The organism is Intrasporangium calvum (assembly GCF_028446585.1).
GTDB lineage: Bacteria > Actinomycetota > Actinomycetes > Actinomycetales > Dermatophilaceae > Intrasporangium > Intrasporangium calvum_A.
In genome coordinates this window covers 1-26,901 of sequence record NZ_JAPFQL010000081.1, presented here as the reverse complement: position 1 = coordinate 26,901, position 26,901 = coordinate 1, and the positions used below count along the sequence as shown (strand labels likewise).

28 protein-coding genes and 1 pseudogene are annotated in these 26,901 nt (G+C 68.9%); 6 read left to right on the top strand and 23 right to left on the bottom strand.

Annotation, left to right across the window (positions count from 1 at the left end):
• The 5 genes and pseudogenes from OO014_RS15915 to OO014_RS15895 form a co-directional block, all read right to left on the bottom strand.
• A pseudogene (locus tag OO014_RS15915) lies at window positions 1–734 on the bottom strand (nuclease); the annotation flags it as partial.
• Entirely contained in the window at window positions 731–964 is a 234-nt protein-coding gene (locus tag OO014_RS15910; RefSeq protein WP_272463305.1) for a hypothetical protein, read from the bottom strand. The pseudogene OO014_RS15915 and the gene OO014_RS15910, both read right to left, overlap by 4 nt.
• A gap of 217 nt (window positions 965–1,181) precedes the next feature.
• A complete protein-coding gene (locus tag OO014_RS15905; RefSeq protein ID WP_272463304.1) occupies window positions 1,182–2,159 on the bottom strand; it encodes a universal stress protein in 978 nt (325 codons plus the stop codon).
• Between the two features lie 73 nt (window positions 2,160–2,232).
• Complete coding sequence (locus OO014_RS15900) at window positions 2,233–3,243, bottom strand: aldo/keto reductase family protein (protein WP_272463303.1); 1,011 nt, start codon at window positions 3,241–3,243, stop codon at window positions 2,233–2,235.
• Window positions 3,244–3,293: 50 nt separating this feature from the next.
• Entirely contained in the window at window positions 3,294–4,361 is a 1,068-nt protein-coding gene (locus OO014_RS15895) for a YihY/virulence factor BrkB family protein (RefSeq protein ID WP_272463302.1), read from the bottom strand.
• A 257-nt stretch (window positions 4,362–4,618) separates the two neighbouring features.
• On the opposite strand from OO014_RS15895, the gene OO014_RS15890 reads away from it, so the two are divergent.
• Window positions 4,619–5,035 carry a transferase gene (locus tag OO014_RS15890; RefSeq protein ID WP_272463301.1) on the top strand — a complete coding sequence of 139 codons (417 nt, stop codon included), beginning with the start codon at window positions 4,619–4,621 and terminating at the stop codon, window positions 5,033–5,035.
• Window positions 5,036–5,043: 8 nt separating this feature from the next.
• Here the strand turns inward: OO014_RS15890 and OO014_RS15885 are convergent, their stop codons facing one another.
• From OO014_RS15885 to OO014_RS15840, 9 genes are all read right to left on the bottom strand, one after another.
• Entirely contained in the window at window positions 5,044–5,526 is a 483-nt protein-coding gene (locus OO014_RS15885; protein WP_334685052.1) for an adenylate/guanylate cyclase domain-containing protein, read from the bottom strand.
• Window positions 5,481–5,831 (bottom strand): hypothetical protein, encoded by a 351-nt coding sequence (locus tag OO014_RS15875; RefSeq protein ID WP_272463300.1) that lies wholly within the window; start codon window positions 5,829–5,831, stop codon window positions 5,481–5,483. The genes OO014_RS15885 and OO014_RS15875 overlap by 46 nt, the downstream gene beginning before the upstream one ends.
• Before the next feature lie 172 nt (window positions 5,832–6,003).
• Entirely contained in the window at window positions 6,004–7,296 is a 1,293-nt protein-coding gene (locus OO014_RS15870; RefSeq protein WP_272463299.1) for an HNH endonuclease signature motif containing protein, read from the bottom strand.
• A 434-nt stretch (window positions 7,297–7,730) separates the two neighbouring features.
• Window positions 7,731–8,168 (bottom strand): hypothetical protein, encoded by a 438-nt coding sequence (locus OO014_RS15865; RefSeq protein ID WP_272463298.1) that lies wholly within the window; start codon window positions 8,166–8,168, stop codon window positions 7,731–7,733.
• 195 nt (window positions 8,169–8,363) lie between these two features.
• The gene (locus tag OO014_RS15860; RefSeq protein ID WP_272463297.1) at window positions 8,364–9,035 is read right to left on the bottom strand and encodes a DUF1345 domain-containing protein; all 672 of its coding nucleotides are present in this window, start codon (window positions 9,033–9,035) and stop codon (window positions 8,364–8,366) included.
• Window positions 9,036–9,128: 93 nt separating this feature from the next.
• A complete protein-coding gene (locus OO014_RS15855) occupies window positions 9,129–9,887 on the bottom strand; it encodes an SDR family NAD(P)-dependent oxidoreductase (RefSeq protein WP_272463296.1) in 759 nt (252 codons plus the stop codon).
• Between the two features lie 62 nt (window positions 9,888–9,949).
• The gene (locus OO014_RS15850) at window positions 9,950–10,957 is read right to left on the bottom strand and encodes an acetamidase/formamidase family protein (protein ID WP_272463295.1); all 1,008 of its coding nucleotides are present in this window, start codon (window positions 10,955–10,957) and stop codon (window positions 9,950–9,952) included.
• Window positions 10,958–11,098: 141 nt separating this feature from the next.
• Window positions 11,099–11,515, bottom strand: a complete 417-nt coding sequence (locus OO014_RS15845) for a ChaB family protein (protein ID WP_272463294.1) — start codon at window positions 11,513–11,515, stop codon at window positions 11,099–11,101.
• A 96-nt stretch (window positions 11,516–11,611) separates the two neighbouring features.
• A complete protein-coding gene (locus OO014_RS15840; RefSeq protein ID WP_272463293.1) occupies window positions 11,612–12,538 on the bottom strand; it encodes an alpha/beta hydrolase fold domain-containing protein in 927 nt (308 codons plus the stop codon).
• Window positions 12,539–12,664: 126 nt separating this feature from the next.
• Here OO014_RS15840 and OO014_RS15835 point away from each other — a divergent pair, with 126 nt between their 5' ends.
• Together OO014_RS15835 and OO014_RS15830 are read left to right on the top strand one after the other, a co-directional pair.
• Complete coding sequence (locus OO014_RS15835) at window positions 12,665–13,300, top strand: DUF2231 domain-containing protein (protein ID WP_272463292.1); 636 nt, start codon at window positions 12,665–12,667, stop codon at window positions 13,298–13,300.
• Window positions 13,301–13,482: 182 nt separating this feature from the next.
• Window positions 13,483–14,805 (top strand): restriction endonuclease, encoded by a 1,323-nt coding sequence (locus tag OO014_RS15830; protein WP_272463291.1) that lies wholly within the window; start codon window positions 13,483–13,485, stop codon window positions 14,803–14,805.
• A 106-nt stretch (window positions 14,806–14,911) separates the two neighbouring features.
• On the opposite strand, the gene OO014_RS15825 is transcribed toward OO014_RS15830, so the two are convergent.
• From OO014_RS15825 to OO014_RS15800, 6 genes are all read right to left on the bottom strand, one after another.
• Window positions 14,912–17,821, bottom strand: a complete 2,910-nt coding sequence (locus OO014_RS15825) for a vitamin B12-dependent ribonucleotide reductase (protein WP_272463290.1) — start codon at window positions 17,819–17,821, stop codon at window positions 14,912–14,914.
• 119 nt (window positions 17,822–17,940) lie between these two features.
• Entirely contained in the window at window positions 17,941–18,438 is a 498-nt protein-coding gene (gene nrdR, locus OO014_RS15820; RefSeq protein WP_272463289.1) for a transcriptional regulator NrdR, read from the bottom strand.
• A 265-nt stretch (window positions 18,439–18,703) separates the two neighbouring features.
• Window positions 18,704–18,922, bottom strand: coding sequence for a hypothetical protein (locus tag OO014_RS15815; protein WP_272463288.1), 219 nt, complete (start codon window positions 18,920–18,922; stop codon window positions 18,704–18,706).
• Between the two features lie 16 nt (window positions 18,923–18,938).
• Entirely contained in the window at window positions 18,939–20,609 is a 1,671-nt protein-coding gene (locus OO014_RS15810; RefSeq protein WP_272463287.1) for an alpha/beta hydrolase, read from the bottom strand.
• Complete coding sequence (locus OO014_RS15805) at window positions 20,606–20,905, bottom strand: WXG100 family type VII secretion target (protein ID WP_272463286.1); 300 nt, start codon at window positions 20,903–20,905, stop codon at window positions 20,606–20,608. The genes OO014_RS15810 and OO014_RS15805 overlap by 4 nt, the downstream gene beginning before the upstream one ends.
• 311 nt (window positions 20,906–21,216) lie before the next feature.
• Window positions 21,217–21,585, bottom strand: a complete 369-nt coding sequence (locus tag OO014_RS15800; RefSeq protein WP_272463285.1) for a LysM peptidoglycan-binding domain-containing protein — start codon at window positions 21,583–21,585, stop codon at window positions 21,217–21,219.
• Window positions 21,586–21,815: 230 nt separating this feature from the next.
• Between OO014_RS15800 and lexA the strand changes: the two genes are divergently transcribed.
• Both lexA and OO014_RS15790 read left to right on the top strand, forming a co-directional pair.
• On the top strand, window positions 21,816–22,541 hold the full coding sequence (gene lexA, locus OO014_RS15795; protein ID WP_272463284.1) for a transcriptional repressor LexA: 726 nt from the start codon (window positions 21,816–21,818) through the stop codon (window positions 22,539–22,541).
• Between the two features lie 128 nt (window positions 22,542–22,669).
• Window positions 22,670–23,671, top strand: coding sequence for a hypothetical protein (locus OO014_RS15790; RefSeq protein WP_272463283.1), 1,002 nt, complete (start codon window positions 22,670–22,672; stop codon window positions 23,669–23,671).
• A gap of 41 nt (window positions 23,672–23,712) precedes the next feature.
• Here the strand turns inward: OO014_RS15790 and OO014_RS15785 are convergent, their stop codons facing one another.
• From OO014_RS15785 to OO014_RS15775, 3 genes are all read right to left on the bottom strand, one after another.
• A complete protein-coding gene (locus OO014_RS15785) occupies window positions 23,713–24,477 on the bottom strand; it encodes a PKD domain-containing protein (protein ID WP_272463282.1) in 765 nt (254 codons plus the stop codon).
• A 176-nt stretch (window positions 24,478–24,653) separates the two neighbouring features.
• Window positions 24,654–25,244 carry a DUF6318 family protein gene (locus OO014_RS15780; RefSeq protein ID WP_272463281.1) on the bottom strand — a complete coding sequence of 197 codons (591 nt, stop codon included), beginning with the start codon at window positions 25,242–25,244 and terminating at the stop codon, window positions 24,654–24,656.
• Window positions 25,245–25,391: 147 nt separating this feature from the next.
• Window positions 25,392–26,306 carry a Sir2 family NAD-dependent protein deacetylase gene (locus OO014_RS15775; RefSeq protein WP_272463306.1) on the bottom strand — a complete coding sequence of 305 codons (915 nt, stop codon included), beginning with the start codon at window positions 26,304–26,306 and terminating at the stop codon, window positions 25,392–25,394.
• A 59-nt stretch (window positions 26,307–26,365) separates the two neighbouring features.
• Between OO014_RS15775 and OO014_RS15770 the strand changes: the two genes are divergently transcribed.
• Window positions 26,366–26,901, top strand: a 536-nt coding sequence (locus tag OO014_RS15770; RefSeq protein ID WP_272463280.1) for a LysR family transcriptional regulator, incomplete at its 3' end; no start/stop codon positions are given.

Genomic DNA, 26,901 nt, shown 5'->3' with positions numbered 1-26,901 from the left:
CCGCCCGTCTCCTCGTCCTTGAGGGACTTCATCAGCGGACTCCACCAGTGATCGGCGAAGTCCTGGGCCTCGTCGACGATGATGGCGTCGAAGCGCTTCGACGCCGGGAGCCCGTCGGCGACCGCGGCCATCTGGGTCGCGAGATCACCCTCCCAGAAGTCCCGGTCGTTGCGGTCGTGGTCGGTGGCGATGCCCCACTCGTTGGCCAGGTCCTCGAAGGATCCCGCGAAGGCCGGCCGGTGACGCCTCGGCACGGTCGCCAACTGCCGCTTGAAGTACTCCGACAAGCCGATCGAGTAGCAGATCATGGCCACCCGCTGCGGCCGGCGGTCGCCCTGGCCGCGCGTCAGCTCCTTGGCCTGCGTCAGCGCGAGGATCGTCTTGCCGGAACCCGCTCCCCCACGGACCTCCATCCGGTTGATGAGGCGAGTGACCTTGAGCAGCTCCGCCTGCTCGCACGTCAGCCGGTCCGCGGCCGCCTCACGCTCATCGGCCTCGGCCGTGATGTCGGGCACGGGGAGGCAGCGGCCGGTGAGGATCTCGCGGATCAGCTCGATGTCCTCGAGCGTCGGGACGCGCTGGTCGTTCTCCTGCAGGGCGACCACGTCGTGGATCCGCCCGGCCAGGTCATCGAGGTCCTCCCGCCCGCTCACCATCCATCGCGGGCAGTCGGTGGTGGCGAACTCAGGGCCGAGGTGCGTGAAAGGCAGCACCAGCGCGTGCCCGAACCTCACCCGGCTGTGCTTGTTCTTCCAGCGGGGGTCGGCCTCGATGAACCCGCCACGATGTCGAGCTCGTAGTCCTTCTTCTCGTTGGTGAGCCGAAGGTTCGGGATGAGCACCGTGTCCGCAGAGACGTGCTTGCCGAGCCGCTCCCAGACGAGCTGCTCCGCCTCGCTGACGAACTGGTGGCTCGCCTCCAAGGTCGCGCCGCCGTTGTGGTCCCCACGCTCCACGCTCTCCACAAGGCCGCACCCTAGCCATCACCGGGTCGCCTCGCGGGAAGATGCGCAGATTGCCCGGATCGGCCGGAAGTGCCGGTGTGGTCGAACGGGGACCAAAGGGGGCGCCCTCGCGGATGCAGGGCGCGAGCTGCCCGACCGCGGTTCGTTCGGCTACTGGGACGCCGGCACGCGAGGACGCGAGGTCACGCGAACGTCCTTCCGCTGACCGATCCGGTGCTCAGCGCACCACCATGACCGGAGACGTGGCGTGGTGGATCACGGTGTGACTCTCCGAACCGAGCAGCATGCCGGTGAAACCGCCGCGGCCCCGAGAGCCCACGACGACCAGTCCGGCGCCCTCGCCGGCCCGGGCGATCGCCAGCCCGGGGCTGTCCTCGACGACCTCGAAGGACACGTCCAGTTCGGGGTGCTCGGCGGTCGTCCGTTCGGCCAGCTCGCCGGCCGAGTCCGCGGCATAGGTGCGCAGCTCGTCGGCGAACCTGGCGTGGTCGATCGCGTACGCCTCGCCGTAGACCATCGGGCCCAGCTCCGGCTGGGTGTGCAGGTCGACCATCGGGTGGATCGCGCGGACAAGATGCAGCTGCGCCCCCGCGACGACAGCGATCTCGGCCGCACGGCTCAGGGCGTGCAGGGCCGCCTCGGAGTCGTCGATGCCCACCACCACGCGATGGGTCGCATCCGGGTGCAGCGACGCCGCGCCGCGCACCACGACGGCCGGGCAGCGGGCGTGCGCCGTCACGTTGTAGGACGTCGAGCCGAGCAGCCCCGCAAGGAGGCGACCCCGCCCGTGCGACCCGGTGACGACCAGGTGCGCCGCCTCGCTCGCATCGACCAGCTCCCCGGCCGCACCTCCGAGCACGCTGACCCCGGTGACCCGCTCCGCGCCCAACACCACGGTGGCCCGCTCCACGGCTGCGGCCACCACCTCGTCGGCAGCGGACGCGATCAGCTCGGTCTGCTGGTCCGGCGGAGCGGGGCCGAGCACCGGCACGTGAGCCACGTCGTAGCAGTGCAGGATCGTCAGCGGACGGCCCTCGCGCCGCGCCGTCTCGATGGCCCACCCCAGGGCCGGCTCCGAGCCCTCCGTCCCGCTGTAGCCCACGACGATCCGCCGGGGGTCCGGTGTCGCGGTGGAACCGGTGTCCTCGCTCATGGGCGTCCCTTCCATGTCGAGCCGGCCGGACGGACCGGCCACGCCGCCATTATCGCCCCTCGGGACCGACCCCCGGCTGACGACGACTGTCGTCGGCGTGCCGACGCTGCGGGCCTCAGACCACGCGCGCCTGCGGAGCGTTGAGCTGCGTCAGCTCGGGATCCCGCTCGACGACGTCGCCAAGGACCTCGTCGACCAGGGCCATGAGCTCGGGTGCCAGCGAGACGCCGGCCGCCCTGACGTTCTCCTCCACCTGCTCCGGCCGCGAGGCACCGATGATGGCCGAGGCGACGTTCGGGTTCTGCAGGACCCAGGCCACGGCGAGCTGGGCCATGCTGAGGCCCGCCTCGGCGGCGACCGGCGCCAGGCCCTGGACCCGCCGCAGCACGTCCTCGCGGAGGAACCGCTTGACGAAGTCGGCGCCGCCCTTCTCGTCGGTGGCTCGGGAGCCCTCCGGGACCGGCTCCCCCGGCACGTACTTGCCGGTGAGGACCCCCTGCGCAACCGGGCTGAAGACGATCTGGCTGACGCCGAGCTCCTCGCTCGTCGGGACGACCTCGTCCTCGATCACCCGCCACAGCATCGAGTACTGCGGCTGGTTGGACACGAGCTGGAAGCCGAGCTCGCGACTCAGCTTGACGCCCTCGCGGATCTGCTCCGCCGTCCACTCACTGACGCCGATGTAGAGCGCCTTCCCCTGCCGCACGATGTCGGCGAAGGCCTGCATGGTCTCGACGAGCGGGGTCTCGGTGTCATAGCGGTGCGCCTGGTAGACGTCGACATAGTCGGTCTGGAGCCGCCGCAGGGAGCCGTTGATCGACTCCATGATGTGCTTGCGGGACAGGCCGGTGTCGTTCTTCCCCTTGGGGCCGGTCGGCCAGTAGACCTTCGTGAGGATCTCGAGGCCCTCGCGCCGCTCGCCCTTGAGCGCCTCGCCGAGCACGACCTCGGCGGCCGTGTTGGCGTAGACGTCCGCCGTGTCAAAGGTCGAGATGCCCGCGTCGAGCGCGGCGCGCACGCACTGGACGGCGACGTCGTTCTCGACCTGCGAGGCGTGCGTCAGCCAGTTGCCGTACGTGATGGCTGAGACCTTCAGCCCGCTGTTGCCCAGGTACCGGTAGTCCATGAAGCAACCGTACGGCTTCGGTCACAGCAGCACCGGGCGCGGGGTAGGCCCTACGTGGCCTTGGCGCGGGCGGAGCCGTTCCGCTCGCGGATCGCGTCCTGCTCCTCGATGAGCTGCTCCCGCTTGCGGGCCCTCTTCTCGGACGCCTTCGTCCCTCGTGGAGGCAGCTGGATGTCCTCGGCCGCAGGCATGCCCGCCTGCAGCTCCCGGCCGCGTTCCATCTCCGCGTCGACCTCGGCACCGAAGAGCAGGGCGAGGTTCATCAGCCACATCCAGAGGAGGAAGACGATGACCCCCGCCAGCGAGCCGTACGTCTTGTCGTAGTTCGAGAATCCGGAGACGTAGAACCCGAAACCGGCCGACGCGATGATCGCCACCACGATCGCGATGGCGGCGCCGATCGACAGCCACCGGAACCTGGGCTGCTTGACGTTTGGCGTCGCCCAGTAGAGCAACGCGACCATCACGATCACGAGGAGGAGGATGACCGGCCACTTGGCGATGCTCCACACCGTGACGGCCACCTCACCGAGGCCGATCAGGTCCCCCACGGCTCGGGCGAGGTCACCGGTCAGCACGAGGCCGAGCAGGATCAGGGCGGCCATCACGACGAAGACGAGCGTCAGGGCGAGGTTGGTCGGCCGCAGCTTGATGAAGGTCCGCCCCTCGTCGACCCCGTAGATGCGGTTCATGGCGCGCCCGAAGGCGCCGATGTAGCCCGAGGCGGACCAGATCGCGCCCACGAGCCCGACGACGAGCGTCAGGCCGGCCGCACCCGAGTTGACCATGTCGGTGATCGGCCCACGCAGGGTGTCGGCGGAGTCGCCCTGGCCGACCGCCTCGAGAATCTCGAGCAGGGCGTCGACGGTCGACTGGCCCTGACCGAAGACGCCGAGCAGGGACACCAGCGCCAGGAGCCCGGGGAAGATCGACAGGACCCCGTAGTAGGTGAGGCCGGCAGCGAGGTCCATGCACTCGTCGTGGCTGAACTCGTGGGTCGCGCGCTTGAGGCTGACCTTCCAGACGCGCGGGCGCAGGTCGGGTGGCGATTCCGGCTTGCGGGGGTGGTCGGGCGCGACCGCCGTCCGGGATCGCTCCACGCTCTCGCCTTCGTTCATGATCCGCCTCCTCCGGCCTCGGCTCGTCAGACGCCCCCTCCTTACCCATCGCTGCGCGGTCCCACACGACCCCCCACGGGGAGGACCAGGCCCCCCGGGGGACGCTGGAACACCGGGCCTTCCTCGCTCGTTGTAGAACATGCGTTCGCCCTCACGGCACTCCCCTGTTCCCGGGCGAGCGCGGCGAGCCGGCCCGCAGCACGAGGCGGCGGCCCGCGCGACAGGCAACCCGAGGCACAGGAGGAAGGTGGAACGTCGTGCAGAAGCGGAAGAGGTTCGTGGAGATCGAGGAGGACAACGGGACCGTCCTGCGGTACTTCCACCACGACAACGGCGGCGGTCTGGTCGACTCCGCAGCGACGGTGGACCCTGACGCCTGGATCGGTTCGTCGGCCTACGTCGAGGCTGGGGCGACGGTCCACCCCAGAGCGCGAGTCCTGACGGGCGCGTGGGTCGACCGTGACGCGGTCGTCCGCGAGGACGCCGTGATCGGCAGCTGCGCCCATGTTGGGCCGCACGCCGTCGTCGGGCGCGGGGCGCACCTCGGGCCCCGCGTGAAGGTCGGAGCCGGTGCCCACGTGGGCGCCGGTGTGCGACTCGCCCCGGACGTCGTCGTGCCCGCCGGGAGCCGGATCCCTTCCCAGCGGACCGGCTCGGGTCGCACTGCGGCCTGACCGTCGCCTCACTCGGCCGTATGCCGCTGGGCTCGCCGGCGCCGGACCGGGTCCTCTCGCTCCGGCGACGTCCCGGGTGAGGCCGTGGTGCGACGGGGCCCGTCGATGAGAAACGTCCGCATGGGGCCCTTGCCCTTGACGTCGATCGTGCCGCGGGCGCGCAGCTCGAAGTCGGCTCGGAGCCTCGAGGCTGCCCGTTGCGACACCTGGATCTGCCCCGCGAGGCCGTGCGACTCCATGCGGCTCGCCGTGTTGACCGTGTCACCCCACAGGTCGTAGATGAACATGCGCCTGCCGATGACGCCGGCGACCGCCGGCCCGCAGTCGATGCCGCTGCGCACGGCGAGATCGCCGACCCGGTCCTCGGCGCCGAGGATGAGGAAGGGCCTCCCCCGCTGCTGGAGGTGGTAACCGGTGGCCAGGCCAGCCTGGCCGGCCCCGATGATCAGGGTCTCGACACGCTCGATGTCATGGGCTGTGCTGTCAGACATGGTGGTTCTCCTTGGGCCGCGGTGACGGAAGACGATCCACCTCGCCTCGCGTAGCGCACACTCCAGAGGAGCATCAGCGCAGACGAGGCCAGGTAGAAGCTGTGCAGCAACCAGATCGGTCCCGGCGGGAGGCTGAAGACGTAGACGGAGTAGAAGAGGTTGCCCACGTTGGCCATGACCAGGCTGCTGCGGCTGTATGAGGACTGGTCCTTGGTCCGCGCCGCCCTGCCGAGCATCGGTAGCGCGCCGGCCGCGAAGACGACCGTGGCGACGGCGCCGGCTGCGACGGGGAGGGAGCTGCTCATGCCCTCGACGGTAGGAACGGCTCCTGGCGTGCCGCGTCGGGCGGGATACCCCTTCGGCCGGCGCGTCGGATGGGTGGGTTGACCTGTCTCGCTCAGGCGATCCGCGTCGTCACAACGGTTCTGGGGCATGCCTCTGGCCCCACCCAATGGGATGGGGTCCGAAGCAGGCGACCTATTCGTGCCAGGTGGCGCTGGTGGTGGTCACGGTGGCGCTCAGGTCGTGGCGGTGCACGTGAGTGTGGTGTCGGCGGCACAGCAGGGCGAGGTTGAGCAGGCTGGTCCGCCCGCCTGCGGACCAGTGCTGCACGTGGTGCGCGTCGGTCCATTGCGGCGCGATGGTGCACCCGGGGAAGCTGCATCCACCGTCGCGTTGCCACAGCGCCAACCGCAGGCCCTTGGTCACCAGGCGCCGTTCCCTGCCTACGTCCAACGGTTCACCCCTCGTGCCCAGGACCATCGGGATGATCGCGGCGTCGCAGGCCAGCCGGCGCACCGTCGAGCTGGACAGCACGTCGCCGGACATGGCCAGGCCCGCGCCCCGGACGGTCCCGGCCAGCACGTCGTGGTCGATGGTGACGACCACCTTCGCCTTGTCCGTGGTGGGCAGGTGCTCGCCTGCGGCCACGCCCCGCTCGATGACCTGCAGCAACGCGTCGGCTCGGCGTTTGGCCGGGGTGCGCGGGTCCGCGGCCACGGTGCGCCCGTAGCCGTCCGTGCTCGGACACGGCGTGGCCAGCGGGTCGAGCGCGGACTTGATGACCGCGGCGGCCTCGGGGTCGAGCACCGCACGCATCGGGACCATCCCGCTGCGCGACGGCGCCCCGAACCACAGCCCCCGCGAGGCCCGACGGCCCTCGTCGAGACGCTCCTCATCGCGCGGTGGACGGACCTGCTCGGTGTGCTGACGCACCAGCCCGGTGAAGTCCTCGTGGATCAGGTCCGGCGCCCGGGTCACCAGGTCCTGCACCGCCGATGTCATCTCCGCCGGGTCGGCGACCCGCTCGTTGCGCTCCTGGAACTCGATGATCCGCGCAGCCTTGGCGACCGTCACATGCTGCATCGTCACCCTGGACGCGAGCTCGGACCACCGGGGCTGCGTCACGGCGCGAGCCACCGTCACCAGGTCCTTGGCCGCCCCCGCGGTCAACCCCGGATCCAGGGTCCGCAACCAGTCGGTGACCCGCAGCCCGCCCGGCGGCTCCTCGCCGCGCGCGACCAGCTCGGCCAGCACGTTGACCAGCATCACCTCATGCTGGGCACGCACGGCGGCCAGATGCTCCAGCGCATGCGAGAGCAGGTCCGAGGCATGCCGAACCAGCGGCTTGCCGAGCAACGCGTCGATCTTCACCTCGACCGGCTCGCCGAACCTCGGACCGTCCGACGCCGCCCGGCCAGTGAAGTTCGCCTCGAACCAGTCCGCATCAGCCCCCTCCAGGTCCAGCTCCTCGAGACTGACCGACTCCACCTCCCGCGGATGAAACGGCAGCGGCTCATCAGGCCAGACCCCCGGCCACAACCCACTCGACCGAGGCCGAACCACCTCACGCAGCCTCGGACGCCGCCCCCTCCCCGCACCCTGGCCAGGTGCCCGTTCAGGCCGTCCGGCCGGGCTCGCGGCCCCGACCGCAGACGCTCGAGCCTCACCTGATGCGCAGTCGAGCGACGACCAGAACGCTGCGGCGGCCGCCTGGCCATCAGCCCGATGGCGCGACTCGACCTCCGCGAGCCGCGCCCGCAGGTCCTCGATCACGATCGCATCCGCCATGACTCGAACATATGTTCGATACATGGTCTTGTCAACCCCTTTGCCCGGGTTTGCTCCGTCCGGGAAGGGCAGTGGCGCCGGTGCGAAGGCTGGGCTGGGAGCCAGCCCAGCGGCATACGGGCTGGCTTGGATGCTCAGGCCACTTCGGAGGCGTCGAGGGGATCGGGCAGTCGGACCACGCCGTCGTGGGTCGCGACGTGGAAGCCGAGGAGCCGGACCCCGTGTTCGCGGCAGGCATCGATGGCCCGCTCGTGCCACACCCGGTCGTCGTCCGTCGGTCGAGGCACTCCTGGACGACCGCGCGCCAGCAGAACGCTCCCCTCGGCCCGTGCGACCAGTGGCAGCACCATCGAAAGCAGCTCTGCCATCCCGTCCGGCGGCGCGCCAGGCCCGAGGCCCTGGAGGCACACCGGCTGTCGACCGCGGTTCTCACTGTCACAGAGCATCGCGGAGAAGCAGCCGGCGGCCCGGTCCTCCTCGAGCGTGATGAGATCGATGACGTCGGCGGCATGGGTGTGATCGGAGAGGTCGAGCTCACGCGCCCCACCCTGGGGAAGGTCCTTGAATGACATGACCACCATGCTGGCCCGGGCCGATCCGAGCACCGCAGAGTTCCCCACAGGCCCCTCGGGCCCAGAGCTCCGCTCCGCGGTGTCACCCCCCCATGTCTTCGTACGGTGACTTTCGGCTCTCGGGTGCGGGCGCAACGAAACGGTCCCACGCCCGCTCGCCCCGCCCTCCTGTCCGGAGAGCGCCACCCGCCCGGATTACTTGCTCAGGCTCGCGATGAGGTTGATCGTCGCGGCGATGACGACCACACCGAGCAGGTACGACACGAGGGCATGCCGGAGCACTGCTGCCCGGATCTCCCTCGACGTGACCTCGGTGTCGGACACCTGGAAGGTCATGCCGATGGTGAAGGCGAAGTAGGCGAAGTCGCTGTACTGCGGGCGGTCCGAGAAGTCGACTCCGCCGGCGGGCCCGGTGTAGTAGAGCCGGGCGTAGCGTTCAGCGAACATCGTGTGCACCGCGGCCCAGGCGAAGCCGACGCTCGCGACGCTGGCGGCGGCCTGCACGTCACGGTTGACACCTGACTGGGATCCGGCGAGGAGGAGCAGTCCGACGGCGACGAGACTGATGACCGCCGCGCTGACGAGGATGAGGTCGCTCGCGGCGCGTCCTGGGTCCTCCCGCACGGCATGGCTCTCAGTGGCCTCCGAGTCCATGGGCCAGATGGTGACCCACGACCAGACGACGTAGACGGCAGCGGCGGCGGACCAGCCCACGGGCAGACCGAACTGCCACGACATCGGCACACCCACGGCCAACCCCACGACGACACCGACCAGGGCGGCGGTGACCAGTCGCGCGCGCGTGGACACGTAGGCAGCAGCCTTGCGAGTGGGCGACTCAGCGGGATCATCACGATCTTGCGGCACGCGATCACGGTAGATCCGCTCGCTGGGAAAGTGGTGACCCCGCGCCCGGGATACGTGGAGTCGCCCAGCGCCATGACGCTCAGGGGGCTTGCGTCAGAGCTGGATGCCGCGAGTGAGCGCCCCGTCGACGACCAGGTTGGTGCCGCTCACACGGCTCGCCACCGGGCTGGCCAGGAAGACCACCGGGCCGGCCACGTCAGCAGGAGTGCCCATGTGGCCCGTGGGGTTCAGGCCCACGGCCATCTCGAACAGCGCCGGGTCCCCGGTCTCGATGCTCTCCCACACGCCACCCTCGAAGTAGGTGTTGCCCGGCGAGACGGTGTTGGCGCGGATCCCCTTCTCTGCCAGCTGCATCGCCAGCCCGTGCAGGTAACCGACGATGGCCGTCTTCGCGGTGCCGTACGGACCTGACGCGAAGTCCGACTCGCGGCCGGACACGCTGGAGATGCCGATGATCGAGGCTGCTTCGCTCCGCTCGAGGTAGGGCATGGCCGCGCGCACGAGCCGGACCGTGTGCATCACGTCCACGTTCAGACTCAGCTGCCAGTTCTCCTCGGTGTCGGGGATGGCAAGTGCACTGACGTTGGCCACGACGACGTCGATGCCGCCCATGGCTTCGGCCGACTTCTCCACCCAGGCCGCGAGCGCCTCCCCGTCCCCGACGTCCACGGCGGTGCCGGTGACCTGGCCGCGGTCGGACAGCTGATCAGCAGTGGCGGCCACGGCGTCCGCGTCGCGGGCGCAGAAACCCACTACGGCGCCTTCATCGAGGAAGCCCTCGACGATGGCGCGGCCGATGCCGCGGCTGCCTCCGGTGACGAGGACACGCTTGCCGGCGAGTTGGAGATCCATGGTCGTGAGCCTTTCGGTCGTGGGGAGTGGGGATCCTGCGTGTATCGGCGGCCTCGGCGTCGTCACACCGTGCCGAGGCTGCGGGCTCGGGCGCGGAGGTCGGCGTGCAGACCGCCGAGCACGTCGCCGGTCGGCAGCAGCGCCTTCGCAGCCTTGACGACGACGCTGTAGTTGGCGTCGACGACGTTGGCGACCGGCACCTGCGTGATCTGAGAGCAGAGCTGGTAGGCGTCCATGACGTGCATCCCGTGCAGGAGGCTCACCCAGCGGACGAGCTCGGCGTTGGCGATGCGCCAGGAGTCCTCCATCGGCCGGCTCGACCCGACGGTCATGATGTGGGTGTCGTCCTCGATGCGCGGCCACGCGGGCGCGTGCCCCTTGACGAGGTCGACGATGATCGTGCTTGTCATGGCTCCCTCGACGGCGGTGCCGCACGCCTCCCCCTCGCCTTGGCGGTAGTGCCCGTCGCCGATGGAGAAGAGCGCACCCTCGACGTTGACGCCGACGTACACCGTCGAGCCGGCCCGCATCTCCGGGGTGTCCATGTTGCCGCCGAAACGCTCCGGCACCAGCGACGAGCGGGCCTCTCCCCCAGTCGGGGCGACGCCCACCGTGCCGAGCATCGGCTCGATCGGCAGCTCGATGCGGTGGTCGCTGTGCCGTGCGACGAAGCCGACCGTGCGGCGGGCGCTGTCGACGTCGTAGATCCACGTCGTGTCGGGCAGCGGCTCCTGCAGGGTGGCGATCCGGTCGGTGCTCGTCATGCCACCAAAGAACGGGATCGCGGCAGATGCGCCCCACTCGCGGGCCGGCTCGATCGCGACGAAGTGCAGGACCAGGGTGTCCCCGGGCTCCGCACCCTCGACGTAGAACGGCCCGGTCTGGGGGTTGACGAAGCGCAGGTCGACCTTGGCGCTCGAGAGGTCGTCGACGCTGCGCAGGACTCCCCCGAACGCGTCGTCCGACCAGAGCCGCAGAGCGGTCCCGGGCTTGACCCGCATCACGGGGGCGACGCCGCCGAACGTGTAGGCGTACTGGTCACGGGTGGGCGTGTACTCGATGACGTCCATGGTCGAAAGTACCGTGGGCGTCCGCTTCTGAACATGGCTTGCCGCCCGACGCCAAAAGGCGGGTGCGTCGTGACTGGGCTGAGCCGCAGCGCTGGCCGGGCGGGCCCCGTGAGACCCGGCCCCGCGGCATACGTCATGGGTTCAGTCGCGCTCGCGTTCCAAGGCCTGGCGCGAGGCGCGGTCGTTGGCCCGCTCGATCGCCTCGACGAGTTCCCCCTTGCTCATGCGGGAGCGGCCCTTGACGTCGAGCCGTTTCGCGATGTCGTAGAGGTGCGCCTTGGAGGCGTTGGCATCCACTCCCCCGGCAGTCTCCCCGCGCTGCCGCGCGTTCTTGCCGCTCCGAGCGGCTTGGGCGTCCGACGGTCCCTTCTCCGCCTTCGCCTCCCAGTGGTCACCCACCTTCTCGAAGCTGTGCTTGAGCGCCGCGAAGGCGGTGCGGTGGGCGCGCTCACCCTCGCCGTACTGCTCGACGGCCTTGTCGTGGACCGTGGCCCACAGGTCCTGCGCCTCCTTGGCGGACCGCTTGATGGTCGATGGCATCTCTTCCCGGGTGGGCATGGTGTTGCCCGTACCCACCGGCTGTGGTGCCCACCTGCAGAAGGACGTATGCCGCTGGGCTCGCTCCCGGCGCAAGCCCCCTTGGTGGGTGCGACGTCAGTCGGAGGACGGGGACGGCGCGGTCGTCGATTCAACGCTCTGCCTGAGGCGCTCGATGATGGCGCGACGAGTCACGCGGCCTTCGGGGACGGGCAGGAGCGGCGTGACGTGCAGGGCGTCAGCCTCCTCGTGGTAGCCGGCGAGCGATGCCGCCGGGAGCCGGTCCCGCAGCAGCTGACAGTCCGGCCAGGTGATGTCCCGGGTACCGACCCAGATGTCCACCGGTGGCAGCGTCGCCAGGTCGCCGTCGATGGGGCTGAGGCGCGGGTCGCTCAGGTCGCAATCGCCAGCCCAGGCTCGGGCGATGGGCCGAAGACCGGGCCGGGCGAGCCACGGGTCGACCTGCTCCACAGCGTCGATCCCGGGGTTGGACATCGTCAGATCGAGCCATGGAGCGATGGCGGTGACCCCAAGGACGGTGATCTCCGGCCGCTCCGCGACGGCCTGAGCAGCGAGGAGGGCGAGGCCTCCCCCAGCTGAGTCGCCGACGAGGTGAACTGGTCGGCCCTCGGCGGCAAGTCCCTCGAGGACCGACGTCACGAACGCGAGCGCCTCCAGGCCGGTGTGGCATGGTGCCAGCCCGTAGATCGGCACCTGCACCTCGCAATTGACCTCCTCCGCAATGTCCGCGATGAGCGACCAGTGCTGGCTGACGATCTCATTGCAGTAGGCACCGCCATGCAGGTAGACGACGACCGGGGCGGTCACGGCTCCGGGGCCGGCCTCTCGCGGACGCACCGTGTGGACGTCGAAGCCGCCGACCTGCGTCGTCGTCACGGCGAGGCGACGACGCAGGCGCGCAGACGGAGCCGAGGACGTCTTGGGGCGAGCGAGCATGGCCTCGCCCGCCGACTCAGTGGCGAACGCGCGACGGCGTGTCAGCCGCAAGTAGAACCCGACTCCCCGCATCTGCCAGCTGGCCACCGCGCCTCCGATCGTCCCTTGCCGAGCCCGTCACGGGTCACCCTAGGACAGCGCCGACCCCCGGTCGCCTCATCGGGGGGGCGCTCGGGCGGGAGCGTCCACGTACCGGGTGGGTACGGGGGCAGCATGGCTACCCAGGACTCGACTCCGACGAACCTCCCTCCCCCAGCCCGGGCCGCCGTCGCCCTCGAGAACGACGACCGCCTCGACGCGGTTGTCACCAAGGCGTCGCAGGTCTTCGCGCCCCTGCGCGAATCGGCTGCCGGGTCTGCCCTGCGCGGCGAGTGGGCCGGCCACGCGATCCATCCCGCCCTCACCGACCTGCCCATCGGCATGTTCACCGCTACTGCCGTGCTCGACCTCTTCGGCGGCGAGGCTTCGCGCCCGGCCGCGCAGAAGCTCATCGGAGCCGGGCTCCTGGGTGCCCTCCCGACCGCCATCACCGGCTGGGCCGAGTGGACTCGCGCCGACCACCGCGCCCAGCGCGTCGGCGTGGCGCACGCGGCTCTCAACGTGGCCTCGCTGGGCTTCTATGCCGGGTCCTGGCTGGCTCGTCGATCTGACCGGCACCGCCTGGGAGCTGCGCTCGCAATGGCCGGGTCAGGGCTGAGCGGCACCGCCGCGTATCTCGGCGGGCACCTGGCCGCGGCGCGAGCCGTCTCGAGCCGTCACCCGGCTTTCGCATCCGAGTCTGAGGGGTCCGACTTCATCACCAGCTCGGGCGGCGCCTACAACACCAGCCCCACCGGCCCCATACCCTGACGGCATAGGCACAGCCCACCCCTGGCGCCGAAACGACGGGCCAGTCCGAGACCAACAATCGCGAGTTGCACTGCTCTCGCAGCGCCAACACGAGCTGACATGCATCGAAACTGCTTGGCGTAGCGGCCCGACAGGTTCGCGCATTCAGCATGAGGGCCTGCGTCGTCTGGCAAGCTGGCGAAGTGACTCGGGAGCGCCAGGTTCAGATCGGCGAGACGGTTCGCTATGCCCGCACGAGCTCTCTCGAGGCCTACCTCGAGGGCTACCTCAACTTTCATCACCTCACGCGGTCGCCGCGCGACGAGGACAAGCGAATCATCCTCGAGAGCGGCATCAACCGCATAGCAGTCGTTGATGCTGTGGACGGACGCCGCAGGCCGGCGATAGTTGTTCGTTCCAGCCCGTGGAAGGCCGGCAGTGAAACGACGCCATGGCACGACGAGTTCGATCTCGACCACGGCCACATTCGCTACTTCGGTGATCACAAGCCCACAACGGTCGGCCCGGTGGGCATCACTCACGGCAACCGAGCACTGCTCGAGGCATGGCGCCTTCACGAGTCGAGCGACGCGGGAGACCGGGCTTTAGCACCGCCGCTTCTTGTCTTCGCAGCACGACCCGTTTACATTGACGGGCGGCGCGTGGACAAGGGGTTCCTGGACTTCGCGGGCGTCTGCATCATCGAGCGACTTGAGTTCGTCGTGCAGCGGGATCCCGCGACTGGACGTAGCTTCCCCAATCTCGCAGTCGACCTCAACGTCATCAGACTAGATGAGGACGATGAGGTCGACTGGACCTGGATCGATGATCGGCGAGATCCGACAATGACAGCGGCCGTTGCGATGACCCGCGCGCCGGATTGTTGGAAGACCTGGGTGCGCCGTGGCCGGATAGCTCTCCCGGGCATACGACGGCGAGTGCTAAGTAGCCGTGTGCTGGGCAAGGCTGACCAACTGCCGGCCCCGGGGAGCCCTGAAGTTGAGGTTCTGAACCGGGTCTACGCCTACTTCGACTCGCACAAGCATGCGTTCGAGCTCCTAGCGGCCAAGGTGGCAGCCGACGTCCTGGGCGCTCGAGGTGGCGCCTACTCGGACGGCTGGCTCACAAGGTCAGGTGGGGACGGAGGCATGGACTTCGTCGGCCGCCTGGACATCGGCCCTGGCAGTGGCAGCACACCACTCGTCGTTCTTGGGCAGGCCAAATGCATCTCTCCCAACTCATCAGTGAGTCCAGACCAGGTCGCCCGCCTCGTTGCGCGTCTCCGTCGCGGCTGGGTCGGGATCTTTGTGACGACAGGAACCTTCAGCAGGCAAGCCCAGATCGAGATCGTTGACGATCAATATCCAGTGGTGCTGGTCTCGGGACGACGTCTCGCCGAGGTCGTCCGCCGGATCGCTCACGAGTCGTACGAGGGCGAGGTGGCCGGCCTGCTGAACGAGGTCGTCAGTGCCTACGAAGGTCACGTGACCCACCGCAGGCCGGAAGAAGTGATCACCTCGGCGTAGGAACGGGTGCTCGTCAGAGCCGCGCCAAGGTTTGCCTGTGTGATCTATCACGAGCGGGAGGGGCCCGGACCGTTGCGGTCCGGGCCCCTCTTTCATCTGTTGTGGTTCAGCTGCAGCCGCTGGTGCTTCCGCAGCCTTCGCAGACGTAGCACGACCCGGCCGGGCGCATCTTCGTCCCGCACGTCATGCACATCGGCGCGTCGGCGGAGATCCCCATGAACTTCTCCATCAGCTCGGCTGAGGAGTGGACCTCGACCGAGGCCTCCCTGGCGGACGCCGCGCCGGCGCCGAACTTCACCTCAGCCGCTCGGTCGGCCGACTTCTCGGCCTTGACCTCGGGCTTCTTCGAGACGGGCGCGGTCTGCTGGAGCGTCTCGAGCTCGTCCTCGATGTCCTCGTCGGACTCGTCGGCCTCGATCGCCTCGTAGGAGCCGGTCTCGACCTGGCGGGCCCGCTCCTCAGCGGTGTGGATGCCCATGAAGGAGCGGGTGTCGAAGTCGAGGTAGTCGAGCGCCAGGCGGCGGAAGACGTAGTCCATGATCGACTGCGCCATGCGCACGTCCGGGTCGTCCGTGAGGCCGGCCGGCTCGAAGCGCAGGTTGGTGAACTTCTCGACGAACGTCTCCAGCGGCACGCCGTACTGGAGGCCGACGGACACGGCGATCGAGAAGGCGTCCATCACGCCGGCGAGCGTGGAGCCTTGCTTGCCGAACTTGAGGAAGATCTCGCCGAGGGTGTTGTCTTCGTACGTGCCTGCAGTGAGGTAGCCCTCGGCGCCACCGACCGCGAATGACGTCGTCTGCGAGGTGCGGCGCTTGGGCAGGCGCCGGCGCAACGGTCGGTACTCGACGACCTTCTCGACCTTGACCTCGGCCTCGGCCGCCTCGGGCTTGGTCTTGGTCTTGGCCTTCGAGTCAGCGAGGGGCTGACCCACCTTGGCGTTGTCGCGGTAGACCGCGAGCGCCTTGAGGCCGAGCTTCCAGCCCTGGAAGTAGACGTCCTCGATCTCCTCGACGGTCGCCGACTCGGGCAGGTTGACCGTCTTGCTGATCGCGCCGGAGAGGAACGGCTGAGTCGCCGCCATCATCCGCACGTGGCCCATCGGTGAGATCGCCCGGGCGCCGACCGCGCAGTCGAAGACCTCGTAGTGCTCGGGCTTCAGGCCGGGCGCGTCGATGACGTGGCCCTTGTGCGAGATGTACTCGACGATGGCCTCGATCTGCTCCTGCTGGTAGCCGAGGTTCTTGAGCGCGCGCGGGATCGTCAGGTTGACGATCTGCATCGAGCCGCCGCCGACGAGCTTCTTGAACTTGACCAGCGAGAAGTCCGGCTCGATGCCGGTCGTGTCGCAGTCCATCATGAAGCCGATGGTCCCGGTCGGCGCGAGCAGTGACGCCTGCGCGTTGCGGTAGCCATTCTTCTCACCGAGCTTGACGACGGCGTCCCAGGCCTTCGTCGCGGCCTTGTGGATGTCCTCGTCCATGACGCCGATGGTCTTGAGCGTGTCGTTGGCCGCCTGGTGCTTGCGCATGACCCGCTTGTGGGCGTCGGCGTTGCGTGCGTAACCGGCGTACGGCCCGACCACGGCGGCCAGTTCGGCGGATCGCTTGTAGGCGGCGCCGGTGAGCAGCGAGGTGATCGAAGCGGCGAGCGCCCGGCCGCCCTCGGAGTCGTAGCCGTGGCCGGTGGCCATGAGCAGCGCGCCGAGGTTGGCGTAACCGATGCCGAGCTGGCGGTAGTTGCGCGTCGTCTCGGCGATCTTCTCGGTCGGGAAGTCGGCGAAGGAGATGGAGATGTCCATCGCGGTGATGACGAGCTCGGTCACCTTCTGGAAGGTGGCCACGTCGAAGGTGTCGTCGTCGCGCAGGAACTTGAGCAGGTTGAGCGACGCGAGGTTGCACGAGCTGTTGTCGAGCGACATGTACTCGGAGCACGGGTTGGACGCGGTGATGCGGCCCGTCTCCGGGTTGGTGTGCCAGTCGTTGATGATGTCGTCGTACTGGATGCCGGGGTCGGCGCACTCCCACGCCGCCTGCGCCATCTTGCGGAACAGGTCGCGGGCGTCGACCTCCTCGATGACCGAGCCGTCGAGGCGGCCCTTGAGGCCGAACGTCGTGCCCTCCTCGACCGCACGCATGAACTCGGCGTTGACGCGGACGGAGTTGTTGGCGTTCTGGTACTGGACCGAGACGATGTCCTTGCCGCCGAGGTCCATGTCGAAGCCGGCGTCACGCAGCGCGCGGATCTTGTCCTCCTCGCGCGCCTTGGTCTCGATGAACTCCTCGATGTCGGGGTGGTCAACGTCGAGCACGACCATCTTGGCTGCCCGGCGCGTGGCGCCACCCGACTTGATCGTCCCTGCCGAGGCGTCCGCGCCGCGCATGAAGGACACCGGGCCGGACGCAGTGCCACCGGACGAGAGGAGCTCCTTGGACGAGCGGATCCGCGACAGGTTCAGGCCCGCACCAGACCCGCCCTGGAAGATCTTCCCCTCCTCCTTGTACCAGTTGAGGATGGAGTCCATCGAGTCGTCAACGGAGAGGATGAAGCACGCGGAGACCTGCTGCGGCGACTTCGTGCCGACGTTGAACCACACCGGGGAGTTGAACGAGAAGACTTGGTGCAGAAGGGCATACGTCAACTCGTGCTCGAAGATCTCGGCGTCCTCGTCGGAGGCGAAGTAGCCGTGGTCCTTGCCGCCCTTGACGTAGGTCAGCACGACGCGGTCGATGAGCTCCTTGAGCGACTTCTCCCGCACGTCGGTGCCGACCGCACCACGGAAGTACTTGGTCGTCACGATCGTGCTTGCGTTCACCGACCAGAAGTCGGGGAACTCCACCCCACGCTGCTCGAAGATCGTCTCGCCCGTCTTCCAGTTCTGCTGAACGACGTCGCGGTGCTCCCAGGTCACCTCGTCGTAGGGGTGCACCCCGGGCTTGGTGTAGATGCGCTCGACCTTGACGCCCTTCTTGGCGCCACTCCTCGAACGCGCGCTGCGGTTTCCGATCTCCGTCATGCTGCGGCCTCCCTGACCGTTGGTGCGGCTCTTGTCTTCTCGTCTTCAGTCAGTCTCTCGCCGGGGTCTGACAGCACCCGCGACCCGCTGGAGCGGGTGGCGATGGGGGTGGAGGGCGATTACCGCTTCGCGCCGACCTCGGGCTGAGCGTTTGGCTCCTGCCCGAGCGCGTCACGTTCGGCTCGAAGGACTGCGATGGCTCCTTCGAAGTCTTCGAGCGTCTCCCATGCCTGGTAGACGCTCGCGAACCGGAGGTAGGCGATCTCGTCGAGCTCGCGGAGCGGCGCGAGGACGGCCATGCCGACCTCGTGAGCGTCGATCTCCGCGTTCCCCTGCGCCCGGATGGCCTCTTCGACCTTCTGGGCGAGCAGTGCGAGGTCGTCCTCGGTGACGGGCCGGCCCTGGCACGCCTTGCGCACCCCCGACAGGACCTTGGCCCGGCTGAACGGCTCCGAGACACCCGACCGCTTGATGACGTTGAGACTCGACGTCTCGACCGTCGTGAAGCGACGGTTGCACTCGGGGCACTGGCGGCGGCGACGGATCGCGGTGCCGTCGTCGGTGGTGCGTGAGTCGATGACGCGCGAGTCCGTGTGCCGGCAGAACGGGCAGTGCACTTGCGCTCACCTTCCTCAAAAGCTGATTCCGTATGCCGCTGGGCTCGCTCTGGGGACAGAGCTGGGGACAGCGTGTGGATGAGCTGTGCGTAACATGCCTCCCCTTGGGGACTACATGTGGACGACTTACAGCCATGTAACTACTAGATGTAGGGGTAACTGTAGGCACGAGACGGACGCGTTATCAAGCCGGAACACGCACTTCGGCGTGGCGTTTTCGGCCGTCGGTGGTTGACCTGCGGAAACGCCACACCAGCCTCACCCGTCACCGCCGCTGGTGCGCGACGTACGACCACACGAGCAGCAGGAGGATGCCCGGAAACACGCCGAGCGCCGCCCAGGCGAGGGTGTACTCCAACCGAGTTCCGAGATCGTTGTCATGGGCACTCCCCCAACCCATCGCGACTGAGCCGAGTAGCCACAGCGACCCGATCACCATCGCACCAGTCGCGGACACCACAGTCCGGCCGTCTTCGCCCTTCATCCTCTTCCTCCATCTCTCATCGCTGGTCAGGTGCCGCGCGGCGCAAGCTGAGCGCTGGGCAGCTGGTGGGCAGGCCCACCCGGAGATCGGGACGACCTGCTGCGATAACGGCCAGGTTGTGACCGGCGGTCGCGGCGGCGTCCACGTAGTTGCTGTGCAGGAACGAGCCCTTGAGCAGCTCGTTGGTCGACCCCGGCTTCAGGGAGCAGACGGCCGCCAGCGTGGCGACGCCGGGAATGCTCCGGGGATCGCGGCCGTGCCACTCGACGCCGGCGATCGGGTCCGTTGGGGCCGCCAGAACGTTGAGGCTCCCCGGCTTGAGGCCCGCTTGCGCCAAGGAGCCCAGCGACGTGCCCGGCGAACCAAAGAGGGCGACGTCATCGATCCGCATCACGTGCTGGAGGGCGAGACCGGCCAGCACAGAGCCGTATGAGTGCGCCCAGAGAGTCTGGTGGGCCGGCATGTCACGACTGGCATCGATCCCGTTGGTGAACGAGGCGAGGTCGTCGGACCAGTCGCGAGCGACGTCCTCGCGCATGACCGACCGCCGAAAGATGCCGCCGTCGCGCCACTGGGGAGCGGGGTAGCCCATCCACAGCACGATGGCGACGTCGCTGTTGTCTCCTGCGGCCCGCGCCTGACCGGAAGCCAGCCGGCGCATTCGGACCATGCGTTCGTCGTAACCCACCAGCGTCGAGTGAGGACTCGTGGAGAGCCCCCCGACATAGGTGGTGACGTGCCCCGCGCGGTCGATGTCGCCGACTGTGGTCACGGACCGGACCACGGGCCCCGTGACATCGATGAGGAGGAGGTGCCTCGTGACTCCGTCCCGCTTCGCCAGCACGGCATCGATGGCCTCGATCGACTTCGCCATCTCCCACGTGCCGACAGCCGTCCGCTGCGGAATCGTTCCCGCCCGCCGAAGCTCCTCCTGCGCCTGCCCGCGAACTCTTGCCAGCAGGAGGAGGTTGGCCTGGTGGCGGTCCCAGGCAGGGATCCCGTCGCGGGACCCGACCCAGTCGGGACGGTTCGCGATGGCCCACCGGCGCTCGACCTGAGTCAGGCCGCGCCACCATGCGGCGTTGGCGAAGGCGCCGTCCGGCCGCCCCCCGACGCCTTCCGGCGGCGGAGGCAGCACAGCGAGATGCTCGGTGACGGTGGGTGCCACGGCCTCGACCGCCCCCATCAGGAGCCGGCGGTGAATGTCGGCGTCGGTCTCGGCCGCGATCCGCTGGGCCTCCGCGATGCAATGACCGACCTCGTCCACCATCAGGGCATCCAGCCGGCCGACGTGGGCGTCCGTCGTGGCATCACCCGTGGGGAAGCGATATGGGACGTGGACCAAACCGTCCGCATCGGTCCGCGCCCCCCGGTTCTGGGCGATCCGCTCCGCGCGGCGCAGCAGGTCCAGGCTCGTCTCCATCCGGGCCGCGAGTCCGCGCAGCAACGAGGCCGTGACGCCCAATCGGGCCGCCACGTCGCCGAGCTGCACGACCACGTCACCCCGCCTGCCGCTGGCCCTGGCGGCAGCGGGCCCGCGCCACGACTCCCCTGCTGACCGGGCTCGTAGGGCCACGCTGGTCGCCCCGGCGACTCGCCGACGCTGCACCTCGAGCCGGTGCACCACCTCGAGGACGAGGGCGGGCCGAAAGGCCCTGATGTCGCGGACGTTGATGGGTCGGGTCATGGCAGGTCCCCCCGGCCGAGGAGGGCTCGTCGGGAGACCTGCTCGACGACGTCGTAGGACTCCCCCGCGTTCTCCAGCTCCGCGGACAGACTGCCGAGTCCCAGCCGCACCCGGAGCAGGCGGTCGCTCCACAGGGCTCCGACCTCACGAATCGCCGCCGCCGTCATACCCCCCGGAAACGCCCGCGCCACCGGCTCGATGGCACCCGACACGTCGACGCCGTCGAGAGCGCGCGCGGCTTCCCCGAACCTGCCCGAGTCGCGCACCAGCGCCTCGGGTTCCACCTCGAACCTCATCTCAAGACTCCTCCCAGCCCCATTTCGACGAGGCTAGGAAGAACCGGGAAAATGGCTGTCCGAGTTGTCCACAGGCTGCTGGGGGCAATCCCTGACCGGCCCGGCCGATGATCGGGCCCACAGCAGAGCGCCGCACCGAGGTCACGAGTCTCGCGACGACGGTGCGGCGCCCAGGGCGAGGTCCGGCGGGGTCGAAGCGCCGAATCCCACCAGCCGCTGATGGTGGAGCCAACGCGGCGGATCAGGGTGGCCGTGCCCGACTCAGCGCTCGCGCGGTAGCGAGCTGAGCGGCATACGGCTCAAGAAGCTGTTCAGAGGTCGGGGAGGATGAGCTTCTGCCCCGCGTGCACGTGGGAGGTGGGGAGATTGTTGGCGAGCTGCAGCTCGAGAACAGCATCGGAGATGGGCAGCTGCGGCAGCTCCCGCAGTGCGATCTCGGACAGCGTCTGCCCGGCCTCGACCGTGATGGACTCAGCCTGTCCCGACGCGGACGCCAGCTGCCCCGCGAGCGCCAGGCTCAGGCCAGCGATCAGCAGGGCCACGAGGAAGGCGATGACGAGCCGGCCTCGCCGAGTGAGCCGGTAGGTGGGCTCGACTGCGGGCGGGACGAGCACCAGCTGCGGTCGCGCTTCGCGTGTCGGCCCGGCTGGGACCGGGAACTCCAGAACCTGTGCGCCCATGGTGCCCTCCTCATGCGAACGGATGTTCGATAGAACGCCTGTACGATTTGTAGCACGCCAGTTCGAAGAATGTCGAGCGACACGTCGAACAAATGTTTGGCAACTGTGTTCGATGCCCCATAGGCTTCATCCACAACAGACAGCACACCAGTCACCGCCGACAGTGCCTGTTGTGACAGCCTGAGACGAGACGCCACCAAGCAACGCGTGAGCATGACGAAGGGGACACCATGGGCGTGACCGAGCTTCCGGATCGGGACAAAGGAGACCGGCTGACGGTCCGGCAACGGCGCGTCCTCGAGGTGATCCGCAACTCCGTCGACCGGCGTGGCTACCCGCCTAGCATGCGTGAGATCGGTGATGCAGTGGGTCTGTCCAGCCCCTCGAGCGTGTCCCACCAGCTCAACGCACTGGTCGCCAAGGGCTACCTGCGCCGCGACCCGAACCGACCGCGCGCCCTCGAGATCGTCTCGCCTGACGCAACCAACCCCGCCGCCGAGCGTCGCAACCGCGTGACCGCCCTCGATGCGCAGACCGGGACCGGCTACGACACCGAGACGGACTCGGGCGACGCCAAGCCGGCAGCTGCCTACGTGCCGGTGCTGGGCCAGATCGCGGCCGGCGTGCCGATCATCGCCGAGGAGGTCGTGGAGGACGTCTTCCCGCTGCCCAAGCAGATCGTCGGCGAGGGCAACCTGTTCCTGCTCAAGGTCGTCGGCGACTCGATGATCGAGGCCGCCATCTGTGACGGCGACTGGGTGGTGGTGCGCCAGCAGCCCACCGCAGACAACGGCGACATCGTCGCGGCGCTGCTCGACAACGAGGCCACTGTCAAGACCTTCAAGCGCAAGGATGGGCACGTGTGGCTGCTGCCGCACAACGCCGACTTCTCCCCCATCGACGGCGACCACGCCACGATCCTGGGCAAGGTCACAGCCGTCCTGCGTCGCGTCTGACTGCCCCAGAGGCCGTATGCCGCTGGGCCGGCTCCCCCAGAGACGCCCGGTCGCGCTCGGGGTGCGTATCGCGTTGAGCAGCGCGAGACTCTGAGAGTCATCAGGCTCGCGCACTCGGGAGAGAAGTCATGATGCAGACGCACGAAGCCGCCGTGCTCAACACCTACCGCTACCTGCGACTCGCGACCATTCCCCTCCTCCTGACCCTGCTCATCGCAGTGGCCTTGGAGACACTCCGGGGCGAGCCGTGCCTGCTCGGCTCGATCAGTGCCTACTTCCACACGCCAGCACGGGGGGCCTTCATCGGCGGGCTGTTCGCCGTGGGCGCCTGCCTCATCGTCTACAAGGGAAACGACCCGCTCGAGGACGTCCTCCTGGACTTCTCCGGCTTCATGGCCTTCGTCGTCGCCCTCGTTCCGACGGTCGTCGACACGGCATGTGGCGCGAAGTACCCCGCCCAGAACCTCGATCTCACCGCGGACGCCGTGCGCAACAACGTCACCACGCTCCTGATCGCCACCGCCCTGGCCGTCCTGGCCAAGTGGCTGCTCGTGCAGCGGGACCGCCGACGCGCCGCGCAGTCCCCCGAGCTCGAGCTGCCGATGGAGCCCGGGGAGAAGGCCTCACCCACCCCCGACGACGCCGTGGCCCGCTGGGCCCGCCGGGCTTCCTGGGTCTGCTTGGCCATCCTGGCCGCGGAGCTCGGCCTCTTCCTCTTCTGGCCGGACACGTTCAAGAACGTGAGCCACGGCGTTGCAGCGGTGACCATGGTGCTCGGCGTCATCGGCGTCATGATCGCCAACGCCCGTGGCCTCAGCTCCGCGGAGCACGGCCTTGCCGCGTCGGGGCCGCGCGCCTGGGTCAACCGCTACAGCATCGTCGCCGCGGTGATGGTGGCCCTCCTGGGCGCAGCCGTGGTCGCCCATCTACTGGGGCTCCTCGGCGGCTACCTCATCCTCGTGCTCGAGGTCGTCGTCATCCTGAGCTTCGCAGTGTTCTGGGGCCTGCAGACCGCCGAGCTGTGGGACTACCCGACCCGCGAGGACAAGGTCGCGGCCGAGCAGTCCGGAGTTGCCGTCGGCATCATCCCCTTCCAGCGAATGTCGACCGGGGGTCACCCGAGTCCTTGAGCGGCTCGTGCCCGCCGGTTCGGGCAACCGGAGGGTGACCGTCAGCGGTTGACGAGCACGGCTCGGGCTTCCTTGACGGTGACCGTGGTCGCTGGTTGCGCGACGGTGACCTCGTCCGGGACCTCGATCCACGGTCCGCCGTTGACCCGGAACTGCGCGCCGAACGTGACCAGCACCCGCGCCCGGTAGCGGCCCGGTTCCCGGTAGGTGTGGGTCACCTCGCCGTGCGGGTAGGTCCCGCCGGGCGAGTCGGTCGGGCCGAAGGACGCGCCGTCGCCGAACTCGTACACGTAGCCGACCAGCCGGGGCCGGATCTGCACCCGGTAGCCGTACATCGTGGCCGGGTCGACCGTGTCGACCTCGTCCGGCTCGAACCCTTCACGGGACCAGGAGAGTCGGTAGAACGTCTCGAGGTTGACCAGCGTCGTGTCGCCCTCGGGTTGGGTCTTGACGGCGGCGGTGGCCCACCTGGTCTCGTGGAACGCCGCGATGATCATCTCGACGGTCGGGACCGGGCTCACCCCCGGGACCCGGTTGGGCAGACACGTCGTGCCGACCAGCTGCTGCTCGAGAGGACCAGCAGGCTCGGAGCCGGCCGGCCACTCGTCCGCGGGGAGCGGGTCGCCGTCCTCGTCGACCCACCACCGGTACACGTCCGACAACGGGCCCAGACCCTGCTCCGGGCTGTTTCCGGCACAGGCCGCCGTCGCAGCGGCGAGGCAGTGCCCGCTCAACGCCGGCCCGCCGTCGGAGTCACACCCGGAGAGCCCGAGCCGGTACTTCCAGTGCGGCTGCGGCTCGAGCATCAACCGCGCATACTCCGCACTCAGGCGACTCAACTCATGGCCATACAAGTTGACTGTCGCTCCGTCGGAGTCACTTCCGCCATCCCAGACCCCGTGGTTCGTGGCATGACCCGTACTTGGAGAGCCCGTGAGTGCTAGGACCAGGCCAGCCAGGCAGGCGCGACCCCTGGTCGAGATCACTTGAAGTCCTTGATGGCCGCGATCATCCAGCCCGACGTGGTCCACTCGAGAAAGAACATGTTGTGCGTGGTCGATACAGACTCTTCATCCACCACCTTGCCGTTGGCGTCGACGACTCGGGCACCGGTCTGCCCACCATGAAACTCGACGCGGAACTGCTTCCCAGCCTCTCCGAAAGGACCAGCTCGGTCGATCCGGACTGCATCCGATGAGTACCGTCGGCCCTCCCGGTCCAACTCCTCGGCCGCGACGATGAAGGCTTGACATGACTTGGAGGTCTTCAGGCACAGCCTGCCTATCCGGTCGGGGTCAGGGTCCCTCCAAGCGGCGTTGAGTTCCGAGACGTAGTGCCTGACGAAGGCGACGGCGCCTTCCTTGGTGTGCTTCCTCGCAGCTGCAGGAACGCCTTCCGGGAAGTCCGGCGCAGCACTGGACTTCGTGGTGGGCGACGACGACGGTGTCGACGTCGGGACCGAACTGGTCGCCGAGCTCGGGCTCGGAATCGTCCCCGCCGGCATCGGCGCCGCGGACTCAGCCGCGCACCCGGTCAGCGTGACCGCGAGGGCGAGCCCAGCGGCATACGGCATGAAGGTTTGTCTCAACACGGGTTCCCCTGACCTCGGCCAATACACTCAACCACCACAAACGGGCGGAAACGCCACAGAACACTCCCACGATCCTGCCTGAATCGCACCCCGAACCGTCGCCGCGATCCACAGGCGACCCGCCGAGGGTCAGGCCCCGTGACCGAGTGCCGCCCCCAGCTCCGCGAGTGTCGAACCGAGCGGGGCGTGCAGGCGGACCGTCGCGTCGGCGTCGCCCCGCGTGGCCGAGCGGGTCACGATGGCGACGGGCACGCCGATCCGAGCGGCGTGGCGGACGAAGCGATACCCGCTCATCACCGACAACGACGAACCCAGCACCAGGACCGCGCCCGCGGCATCAACGAGCCCAAAACACTCGTCCACCAACGCCTTCGGCACTGACTCGCCGAAGAAGACGACGTCGGGCTTGACGGTGTCACGGCCGCACACCAGGCAGAGCGGCGCATAGAACGACTCGACCAGCGAGTCGGCCACCACGATGTCGCCGTCGGGACGGACCTGTTCGCCCCACTGGGAACCAACGGCCTCGGCCTGCGCCGCGAAGCGCTCCATGAAACCGGGATTGGCCTCGGCCATCCGCTCGTGCAGCGACTCTCGCGAGGTGAACTCACCGCACGTGAGGCAGACGGCGCGTTCGAGCGAGCCGTGCAGCTCGACGACATCCCGTGATCCCGCCTCCTGGTGCAGTCCGTCGACGTTCTGGGTGATGATCGGCCCGACGTAGCCCTCCTGCTGCAGCCGAGTGACATGCTCGTGCGCGGCGTTGGGCCGCGCCTCGTTGAACCGCTGCCACCCGATGTAGCTGCGGGCCCAGTAGCGCCGGCGTGCCTCGCTCGACCCGGCGAACTCGCCCACTGTCATCGGCTCGACCCGCCGCGTGCCGTCCGGCCCGCGGTAGTCGGGGATGCCGGAGTCAGTGGACATGCCCGCGCCGCTCAGGACGAGGACCCCGCCACCACTGACGAGGTCGACGAGGTCATCCATCGTGCCCAGGTCCTGCGTGACGAGCGGCAGCGCCCGGGTCGTCGCTAGTTTCACGCGCACCAGCGTACGTCGCATGAAGACAAACCCTCAAAACCATAATCCTCAGTTATGCTGAAGGCATGATCGATGCAGCGGGCCTTCGGGTCATGAAGGCCATCGCCGACGAGGGCAGCTTCACCGGCGCGGCCAACTCCCTCGGCTTCTCGCAGCCGGCGATCTCTCAGATGGTGCGCCGGCTCGAGCAGCGGACCGGCACCGTGCTGGTCGAGCGCTACGGCCGCCAGGTCCGCCTCACCGAAGCCGGCCAGGTCCTCGCCCGCCACGCCGTCGGCGTCCTCGCAGCCCTCGACGCCGCCGAGGAGGAGATCACCGCGATCGCCGGCCTCCGCGCGGGCCGCGTCCGGCTCCAGGCCTTCCCCAGCTCCTCGGCGACGCTCGTCCCCAAGGCGCTCGCGATCCTCAAGCGCCGGCACCCTGACATCGTCGTCACCTTGACCGAGGCCGAGCCGCCCGAGTCGCTCGCTGCCCTGCGCAACGGTGACTGCGACGTGGCCGTCGCCTTCGCCTACGAGGGCGCCGACCTCGGCGTCCTCGAGGAGGACCTCTCCCTCCTCGAGACGCACCACCTGCTCGATGACGAGGTCCGCGTCGTCGT

What these genes read in the sequence shown, in the direction of transcription:
- OO014_RS15825 (WP_272463290.1), bottom strand. Translation starts at nt 17,821, where the DNA reads ATGACGGAGATCGGAAACCGCAGCGCGCGTTCGAGGAGTGGCGCCAAG.
- OO014_RS15805 (WP_272463286.1), bottom strand. Translation starts at nt 20,905, where the DNA reads ATGAGGTTCGAGGTGGAACCCGAGGCGCTGGTGCGCGACTCGGGCAGG.
- OO014_RS15855 (WP_272463296.1), bottom strand. Translation starts at nt 9,887, where the DNA reads ATGGATCTCCAACTCGCCGGCAAGCGTGTCCTCGTCACCGGAGGCAGC.
- OO014_RS15850 (WP_272463295.1), bottom strand. Translation starts at nt 10,957, where the DNA reads ATGGACGTCATCGAGTACACGCCCACCCGTGACCAGTACGCCTACACG.
- OO014_RS15835 (WP_272463292.1), top strand. Translation starts at nt 12,665, where the DNA reads ATGGCTACCCAGGACTCGACTCCGACGAACCTCCCTCCCCCAGCCCGG.
- OO014_RS15885 (WP_334685052.1), bottom strand. Translation starts at nt 5,526, where the DNA reads ATGTCTGACAGCACAGCCCATGACATCGAGCGTGTCGAGACCCTGATC.
- OO014_RS15810 (WP_272463287.1), bottom strand. Translation starts at nt 20,609, where the DNA reads ATGACCCGACCCATCAACGTCCGCGACATCAGGGCCTTTCGGCCCGCC.
- OO014_RS15845 (WP_272463294.1), bottom strand. Translation starts at nt 11,515, where the DNA reads ATGCCCACCCGGGAAGAGATGCCATCGACCATCAAGCGGTCCGCCAAG.
- OO014_RS15895 (WP_272463302.1), bottom strand. Translation starts at nt 4,361, where the DNA reads ATGAACGAAGGCGAGAGCGTGGAGCGATCCCGGACGGCGGTCGCGCCC.
- OO014_RS15875 (WP_272463300.1), bottom strand. Translation starts at nt 5,831, where the DNA reads ATGAGCAGCTCCCTCCCCGTCGCAGCCGGCGCCGTCGCCACGGTCGTC.
- OO014_RS15800 (WP_272463285.1), bottom strand. Translation starts at nt 21,585, where the DNA reads ATGGGCGCACAGGTTCTGGAGTTCCCGGTCCCAGCCGGGCCGACACGC.
- OO014_RS15900 (WP_272463303.1), bottom strand. Translation starts at nt 3,243, where the DNA reads ATGGACTACCGGTACCTGGGCAACAGCGGGCTGAAGGTCTCAGCCATC.
- OO014_RS15815 (WP_272463288.1), bottom strand. Translation starts at nt 18,922, where the DNA reads ATGAAGGGCGAAGACGGCCGGACTGTGGTGTCCGCGACTGGTGCGATG.
- OO014_RS15865 (WP_272463298.1), bottom strand. Translation starts at nt 8,168, where the DNA reads ATGTCATTCAAGGACCTTCCCCAGGGTGGGGCGCGTGAGCTCGACCTC.
- OO014_RS15785 (WP_272463282.1), bottom strand. Translation starts at nt 24,477, where the DNA reads ATGCTCGAGCCGCAGCCGCACTGGAAGTACCGGCTCGGGCTCTCCGGG.
- OO014_RS15780 (WP_272463281.1), bottom strand. Translation starts at nt 25,244, where the DNA reads ATGCCGTATGCCGCTGGGCTCGCCCTCGCGGTCACGCTGACCGGGTGC.
- OO014_RS15790 (WP_272463283.1), top strand. Translation starts at nt 22,670, where the DNA reads ATGATGCAGACGCACGAAGCCGCCGTGCTCAACACCTACCGCTACCTG.
- lexA (WP_272463284.1), top strand. Translation starts at nt 21,816, where the DNA reads ATGGGCGTGACCGAGCTTCCGGATCGGGACAAAGGAGACCGGCTGACG.